The 6,215-nt window shown below is 75.6% G+C and carries 6 protein-coding genes; 4 read left to right on the top strand and 2 right to left on the bottom strand.

Features of this window, described 5'->3' with window-relative positions; all coding sequences use genetic code 11:
* Nucleotides 1–139 precede the first annotated feature (139 nt).
* Entirely contained in the window at nucleotides 140–2,572 is a 2,433-nt protein-coding gene (locus tag ACFYT9_RS20715; RefSeq protein WP_389165819.1) for a hypothetical protein, read from the bottom strand.
* Nucleotides 2,573–2,707: 135 nt separating this feature from the next.
* Between ACFYT9_RS20715 and ACFYT9_RS20710 the strand changes: the two genes are divergently transcribed.
* The 3 genes from ACFYT9_RS20710 (at nucleotide 2,708) to ACFYT9_RS20700 (ending at nucleotide 4,557) form a co-directional block, all read left to right on the top strand.
* Complete coding sequence (locus tag ACFYT9_RS20710) at nucleotides 2,708–3,526, top strand: DeoR/GlpR family DNA-binding transcription regulator (protein ID WP_387276007.1); 819 nt, start codon at nucleotides 2,708–2,710, stop codon at nucleotides 3,524–3,526.
* Nucleotides 3,523–3,969, top strand: coding sequence for an SRPBCC family protein (locus ACFYT9_RS20705; RefSeq protein WP_389165815.1), 447 nt, complete (start codon nucleotides 3,523–3,525; stop codon nucleotides 3,967–3,969). Before ACFYT9_RS20710 ends, ACFYT9_RS20705 begins: the two co-directional genes overlap by 4 nt.
* An 87-nt stretch (nucleotides 3,970–4,056) precedes the next feature.
* On the top strand, nucleotides 4,057–4,557 hold the full coding sequence (locus ACFYT9_RS20700) for an SRPBCC family protein (protein WP_376600237.1): 501 nt from the start codon (nucleotides 4,057–4,059) through the stop codon (nucleotides 4,555–4,557).
* On the opposite strand, the gene ACFYT9_RS20695 is transcribed toward ACFYT9_RS20700, so the two are convergent.
* Entirely contained in the window at nucleotides 4,517–5,653 is a 1,137-nt protein-coding gene (locus ACFYT9_RS20695) for a PLP-dependent cysteine synthase family protein (protein WP_376600239.1), read from the bottom strand. The two genes, ACFYT9_RS20700 and ACFYT9_RS20695, sit on opposite strands and share 41 nt — an antisense overlap.
* Nucleotides 5,654–5,846: 193 nt before the next feature.
* Here ACFYT9_RS20695 and ACFYT9_RS20690 point away from each other — a divergent pair, with 193 nt between their 5' ends.
* A complete protein-coding gene (locus tag ACFYT9_RS20690) occupies nucleotides 5,847–6,164 on the top strand; it encodes a hypothetical protein (protein WP_376600241.1) in 318 nt (105 codons plus the stop codon).
* Nucleotides 6,165–6,215 lie beyond the last annotated feature (51 nt).

Genomic DNA, 6,215 nt, shown 5'->3' with positions numbered 1-6,215 from the left:
GTTATTCTTATAGGGGGGGGGGGGGCGGGGGGTGGGCGGGGGGGGGGGGGGGGGGGGGTGGTGGGGGGGGTTGGGGGGGGGGGCCGGGGGGGGGGGGGGGGGGGCGCGCGGGGGCCCCCCCCGACGACCTGACCCTGCTCTACCCGGAGGACCTGCCCGAACTCCCCTGATCCGCCGCCTCGTCCACCCCCCGCTGACGGGGTATCGCGGGCAGCAGCCGGTCGAGGAGCGCGGCACGGCAGAGCGCGAAGGCCGGGTCGGCCTGGTAGTCGGAGTGGCCGAGGAGCGGTTCGGGCAGCGGATGCGCGCGGGTGCGCCCGTACGCGACCGGGTCGCGCAGCACCGGGGCGTCGACTCCCGGGCGGCCGTCCTCGGCCGGGACGCGGACCGGGCCGCCGATCGGGTCGGTGGCGCGGTGCAGATTGGTCCAGCAGTGCACGGCCCGGTGCAGGCCGCGCAGCGCGTCGGGGCCGAAGTAGGCGGGGAACCAGCGGCCGTAGAGCCGCTCCAGCGGTGAGCCGTACGTGAGCAGGGCGACCCGGGCCCGGGTGGCGGACGGCAGCTGCCAGACGGCGGCCGCGGCGAGGACGCTGCCCTGGGAGTGGCCGGAGATGACGAGCCGGCCGCCGGTGTGCCGGGTCCAGGAACGCATCCGCCAGGTGAGGTCGGGCACGGCCCGCTCGGCGTAGCAGGGCGGCGCGAAGGGGTGGGCGGCGCGCGGCCAGAAGGTGCCGACGTCCCAGAGGATGCCGATGGTGCGGCGGGCGTGGGCGTCGCGGTAGGCGCGGCGGCCCCAGGTCACGAAGAGCAGGAAGCCGAAGCCGATCATCCAGGAGCCGAGCGCCTGGGTGGTCGTGGCGAGGGCGGCGATCGCGGGGTGGGCGCCGGAGAAGGCGCTGCCGGGGACCTCGTCGCTGGCCCAGGCGCCGGCGACGGAGGCGGCGCCGAGCAGCAGGGCGGTCCCGGAGACGACGGCGATCAGGACGGGTGCGGAGTCGGTGAGCGAAGCGCGGGCGCGGCTCGCGGCGATCTGGCCGGTACGGACCGGATCGGGGAGCTCTCCGGCGTAGTCGGCCTCGACGGCGGCCCGCAGCCGGCGGCCGGCGAGCGCGGTGCGGACGCCGAGGAGGGCGGCGGGCACGAGCAGCAGCAGGAGCAGGACCGGGATGACGGACGCCTGCCAGCTGAGGAGCACCGGCGGTCCGGCGAGCGGGCTGCCGTCGGTGCCGGGGGTGGCGCCGCCGTCGAGCCGGTCGGCGACCCACTGGGCGACACCGCCGGACATCACCCCGGCCAGCGCGCAGGCCAGCATGGCGGTGGCGGGTCCGCCGAGCCCGGCGAGGGCGGTGCGCGGGTCGCGCCGCTCCCGCTGGAGCAGCAGGGCGACGACACCGAGGGCGACGACCAGGCCGCCCTGGGCGAGGGTGAGGATCCCGAAGAGGGCGTTCCCCGGGAGGGTGCCGGCCGAGCTCCAGCCGGGCCGGGCCCAGCCGGTGTGCAGGACGGTCAGGGCGAGGAGGGTGAGGGCGGTGGCGGGCAGCCGGGTGACGAGGGCGCTCTCGACGCGCCGGTCGAGCCGGCGTTCGCTGCGGCCCCGGGCGCAGACGGCCCACAGCACGAGCGCGGCGCACCCCAGCAGGGCGGCCCGCAGGGCGAGTCCGGTGGCGGCGAGGGCGCCGGTGTCGTGACGGGAGGGCGCGACGGCCAGCGCGCCCGCGACGGTGAGGAAGCCGGCGGCGGTGTGCGCCGCGCGCAGCCGGGCGACGAGCCGCCTCCCGTACCAGAACCCGGGCCGCCCGAGCGCGGGCCGCGGACCCTCGGGCGGTACGGGGGCGGGGCCGGAGGCCTCGGCGGGTGCGGGCGACTCGGCGGCCGGAGGCGCGTCGGAGGCGGGAGGAGCGTCGCCGGCCGGAGGCGCTTCGCCGGCCGGGGGCGTGTCCTCGGTGGGCGGGCGCTGGGCCTCGTAGGCGCTCCAGGTGCGGCGGGAGAGGTACCAGAGCAGGGCGACGAGCGCGGCGGGGAGGACGGCGGCGAGGGCGAGGCGGCGGCCGGGCCCCGACCACCAGCCGGCCCGGTCGGCGGAGACGAAGCCGAGCCAGGCCCGTCCGTCGGCGCAGGCGGTGGTGCCGGCGCACTGCCAGGCCGTCAGGTCGAGGGCGACCTCGCAGGCGGCGGCCGTGAGCAGGACGGTGAGGCTGAGGGCGAGGAGGCGGACCAGGACTCCGTAGAGCCGGACGAGTCCGGGGCGGCCGGGGGCGGGCGGCCGCATCCAGTGGGCGAGGTTGACCACCATGAAGGGCAGGAGCAGCAGCCACAGGGCGCGGGCCCCGTCGCCGGAGGTCAGGTTGGACCAGACGTACGCCTCGGGTACCGGCCCGGCCGCGTACCGCCCGGGATGGTCCTCGGCGTCGAGGTCGTCGGCGCGCCGGTGCACGGCGGCGGTCTCGTCGCCGGTGACCCGGACGGTCCTGGGGTCGTCCAGCATGGACTGGGGGGTGGCTCCGCCGACTCCGTGGACGAGGAGTTCGAGCGCCGCGCCCCCGTGCTCGGGGGCGGGTGTGGCAGGGGACACTTAGGAGTCTTCCTCTCGTGAGTGGGAGGATGCGACGTCGGCTCCAGGATCGCGGACGAGCGTGCGCCCGCGCACGGTCTCTCACCGAATCCGACAGCCATCCCCTCGTCTCCTGCGGAAGGACCGGCCCCGGCGGTGACTGACAATCAGAACCTCCTCGCGGAGCAGCGGCGCGCCCTGATCCTCGACGAGGTGCGGCGGCGCGGCGGCGTACGGGTGAACGAGCTGACCCGGCGGCTCGGCGTCTCGGACATGACGATCCGCCGCGACCTCGACGCGCTGGCCCGCCAGGGCATGGTCGCGAAGGTGCACGGCGGGGCCGTGCCGGTGGCGGATCCGAGCACGCACGAGCCGGGGTTCGAGGCGAAGTCGGTGCTGGAGCCGAGCGCGAAGGACGAGATCGCCCGGGCGGCGGCGGCGCTGGTCGTGCCGGGTTCGGCGATCGCGCTGTCCGGCGGGACGACGACGTACGCGCTGGCGCGGCGGCTGCTCGACGTGCCCGACCTGACCGTGGTCACGAACTCGGTCCGGGTGGCGGACGTCTTCCACGAGGCGCGGCCGGCGTCGGGCGAGGGCCGCCGGGCGCCGACCGTGGTGCTGACCGGCGGGATGCGGACGCCGTCGGACGCGCTGGTGGGCCCGGTGGCGGACCGGGCGGTCCGCTCGCTCCACTTCGACCTGCTCTTCCTCGGGGTGCACGGTCTCTCGGTCGAGGCGGGCCTGTCGACGCCGAACCTGGCGGAGGCGGAGACCAACGGCTGTCTGATCCGTGCGGCGCGCCGGGTGGTGGTGGTCGCGGACCACACCAAGTGGGGCACGGTGGGCCTGAGTTCGTTCGGGACGCTGGACGAGGTGGACACCTGGGTGACGGACCGGGGCATGGCCGCGGAGGTGCGGTCCGAGGTCGCGGAGCACGTGCCGGGACTCCTCGTGGCCGGAGAGACGGCGGCGTGAGCCGGTTCCGGGTGGTGCGCTCGGTGCCGCTGGGTCCCGACGAGGTGTGGCGGCGGCTCACCGACTGGCCGGCGCACGGCCGCCAGGTGCCGCTGACCCGGACGAGGGTCCTGACGCCGGGGCCGAGCCGGGTGGGGACGCGGTTCACCGCGCGCACCGGCCTCGGCCCGCTCGGCTTCGACGACCCGATGGAGGTGGCCCGCTGGGAGCCGCCGCTCGGGGACCGGCCGGGGGTGTGCCGGCTGGAGAAGTACGGGCGGCTGGTGCGCGGCTGGGCGGAGATCGAGGTGGCGGCGGAGCCCGGCGGCTCGCGGGTGGTCTGGACGGAGGAGCTGACGGTACGAGGGGTGCCGTCGGCCTTCGACGGGGTGCTGGCGCGGGCCGGGCGGGTGGTGTTCGGCCGGGCCCTGGACGGGCTGCTGCGCCACGGCCACCGGAACTGAGCCGGCTCTCGTCGAACGGCCTTTCGTCCTGACGCGGTGTCAGCTAGGGTGCTGGCTCCCCTCGCCCCCCTCCCGGAGGTCCGGTCCATGCCACGCCGACTGCGGCCGGTGGAGCTCGGCTTCACCGCCACCGCGCCCGTCCGCCTCGCCTTCGAGGCCACGCTCCAGGCTCCTCCCCCGGCGGTCTACCGCTCGATAGCGGTCGAGGTCGGCAGCCTGCCCGCCTGGTTCACGCCGGTCGCCTCGGCCGTCCCCCTGGACGACGGGGCGCGCCGCACGATACGGCTGCGCGGCGGCGTCCGCTTCGAGGAGACGATCCTCGCCGCCGAACCCGACCTGCGGTACGCCTACCGCGTGGACCTCACCAACGCGCCGGCCGTGTCCGCGCTGGCCGAGGAGTGGGCCATGAGCCCCCGGGGCCAGGGGACGCGGCTGCGCTGGACGATGGCCGCCGACGGCCCGGCCCCGTTCCGCGCGGGTCTGCGGCTGGCGGCGCCGGGCCTGGGCCTGTCCTTCCGCCGTGCGGCGGCCCTGCTGGACCTGCGGCTCACTCCGGCCAGACGCCCGTCTCCAGGAACCGCTCGATAGCCGCCGCGTACGGGGCGATGTCGAGGCCCTGCCCGGCCAGCCAGGCGTCCGAGTAGTACTTGTCGAGGTAGCGGTCGCCGGGGTCGCAGAGGAGGGTGACGACGCTTCCGGTGCGCTTCTCGGCGACCATCTCGGCGACGATCTTGAAGGCGCTCCACAGGCCGGTGCCGGTGGAGCCGCCCGCCTTGCGGCCGATCGCGGTCTCCAGGGCGCGGACGGCGGCGACGCTCGCCGCGTCAGGGACCTTCATCATCCGGTCGACGGCACCGGGCACGAAGCTGGGCTCCATCCGGGGGCGGCCGATGCCCTCGATGCGGGAGCCGCAGTCGGAGGTGGCGTCGGGGTCGTGGTGAACCCAGCCGTCGAAGAAGCAGGAGTTCTCCGGGTCGGCCACGCAGATCCGGGTGTCCTGCTGGGTGTAGTGGACGTAGCGGGCGATGGTGGCGGAGGTGCCGCCGGTGCCGGCGGTGGCGACGATCCAGGCCGGCTCGGGGTACCGCTCCAGGCGCAGCTGCTGGTAGATCGACTCGGCGATGTTGTTGTTGCCGCGCCAGTCGGTGGCCCGCTCGGCGTAGGTGAACTGGTCCATGTAGTGACCGCCGGTGCGGGCCGCGAGCGCCGCCGACTCCTCGTACATCGTCCGCGAGTCGTCGACGAAGTGGCACTGTCCGCCGTGGAATTCGATCAGCCGGCACTTCTCGGGGCTGGTGGTGCGGGGCATCACGGCGACGAAGGGCACGCCGATGAGCTTGGCGAAGTACGCCTCGGAGACGGCGGTCGAGCCGCTGGACGCCTCGATGACGGGCTTGCCGGGGCGGATCCAGCCGTTGCAGAGCGCGTACAGGAAGAGCGAGCGGGCGAGGCGGTGCTTGAGGCTGCCGGTGGGGTGGGTGGACTCGTCCTTGAGGTAGAGGTCGATGCCCCACTTCTCGGGGAGCGGGAAGCGCAGGAGGTGGGTGTCGGCGGAGCGGTTGGCGTCGGCCTGGACCTTGCGGACGGCCTCCTTCAGCCACGCGCGGTAGGCCGCGTCGCTGCGGTCGACGTCCACGGTGGCGGCGGCGTCCACGGCGTAGGGGGGTCGGGGGGTGGTGCTCAACGGTTTCTCCTCGCTGTCCCGCCGGGGCGGACCCTGGCTTCCCACCCTCGACGATACCGCTCTCACCTGGGCAAACGTTCTCTTTGACGTTCCATAGGATCGGCTTGGGGACCGGTCGTACGACACTCCCTGGTGCCCGCGCCGACGGCCCGGCACACTGGGAGGGACGGGTACGCGGAAGGGGTGGACCGGCATGACGGAACCGGAGTTCAGTGCCAGGGGCGTACGCATCGCGCGCTGGCCGCGCTCGCTCACCCGGGCCGGGGAGGTCCGCATCGAGGACGGCCGGCTCGCGCTGCTGACGAGTTACGGCTCCGAGATCGACAGCGCGCCCGTGAAGGCGGTGCGGGTGGGCCGCCCGTGGTTCGCGAAGGCGGACGAGACGGTGGCGACCGTGAACGGCACGCGGTACCGCCTGACCATGGACGCCGCCGGGGAGGACGACGACCGGGACGCCGAGCAGGCGGGCCGCTTCCTCGCAGCGCTCAAGCGGGCGGCCGGCGGCAGGTGAACGCCCGTCCGGGTCGCTGACCTGGGGAAGCTCGCGGCGGGTTGCGGGGCC

It is taken from the genome of Streptomyces sp. NPDC004435, assembly GCF_042873895.1.
Lineage (GTDB): Bacteria > Actinomycetota > Actinomycetes > Streptomycetales > Streptomycetaceae > Streptomyces.
The sequence above is the reverse complement of the archived record's forward strand: the minus strand, read 5'-3'. Positions and strand labels throughout refer to the sequence as shown.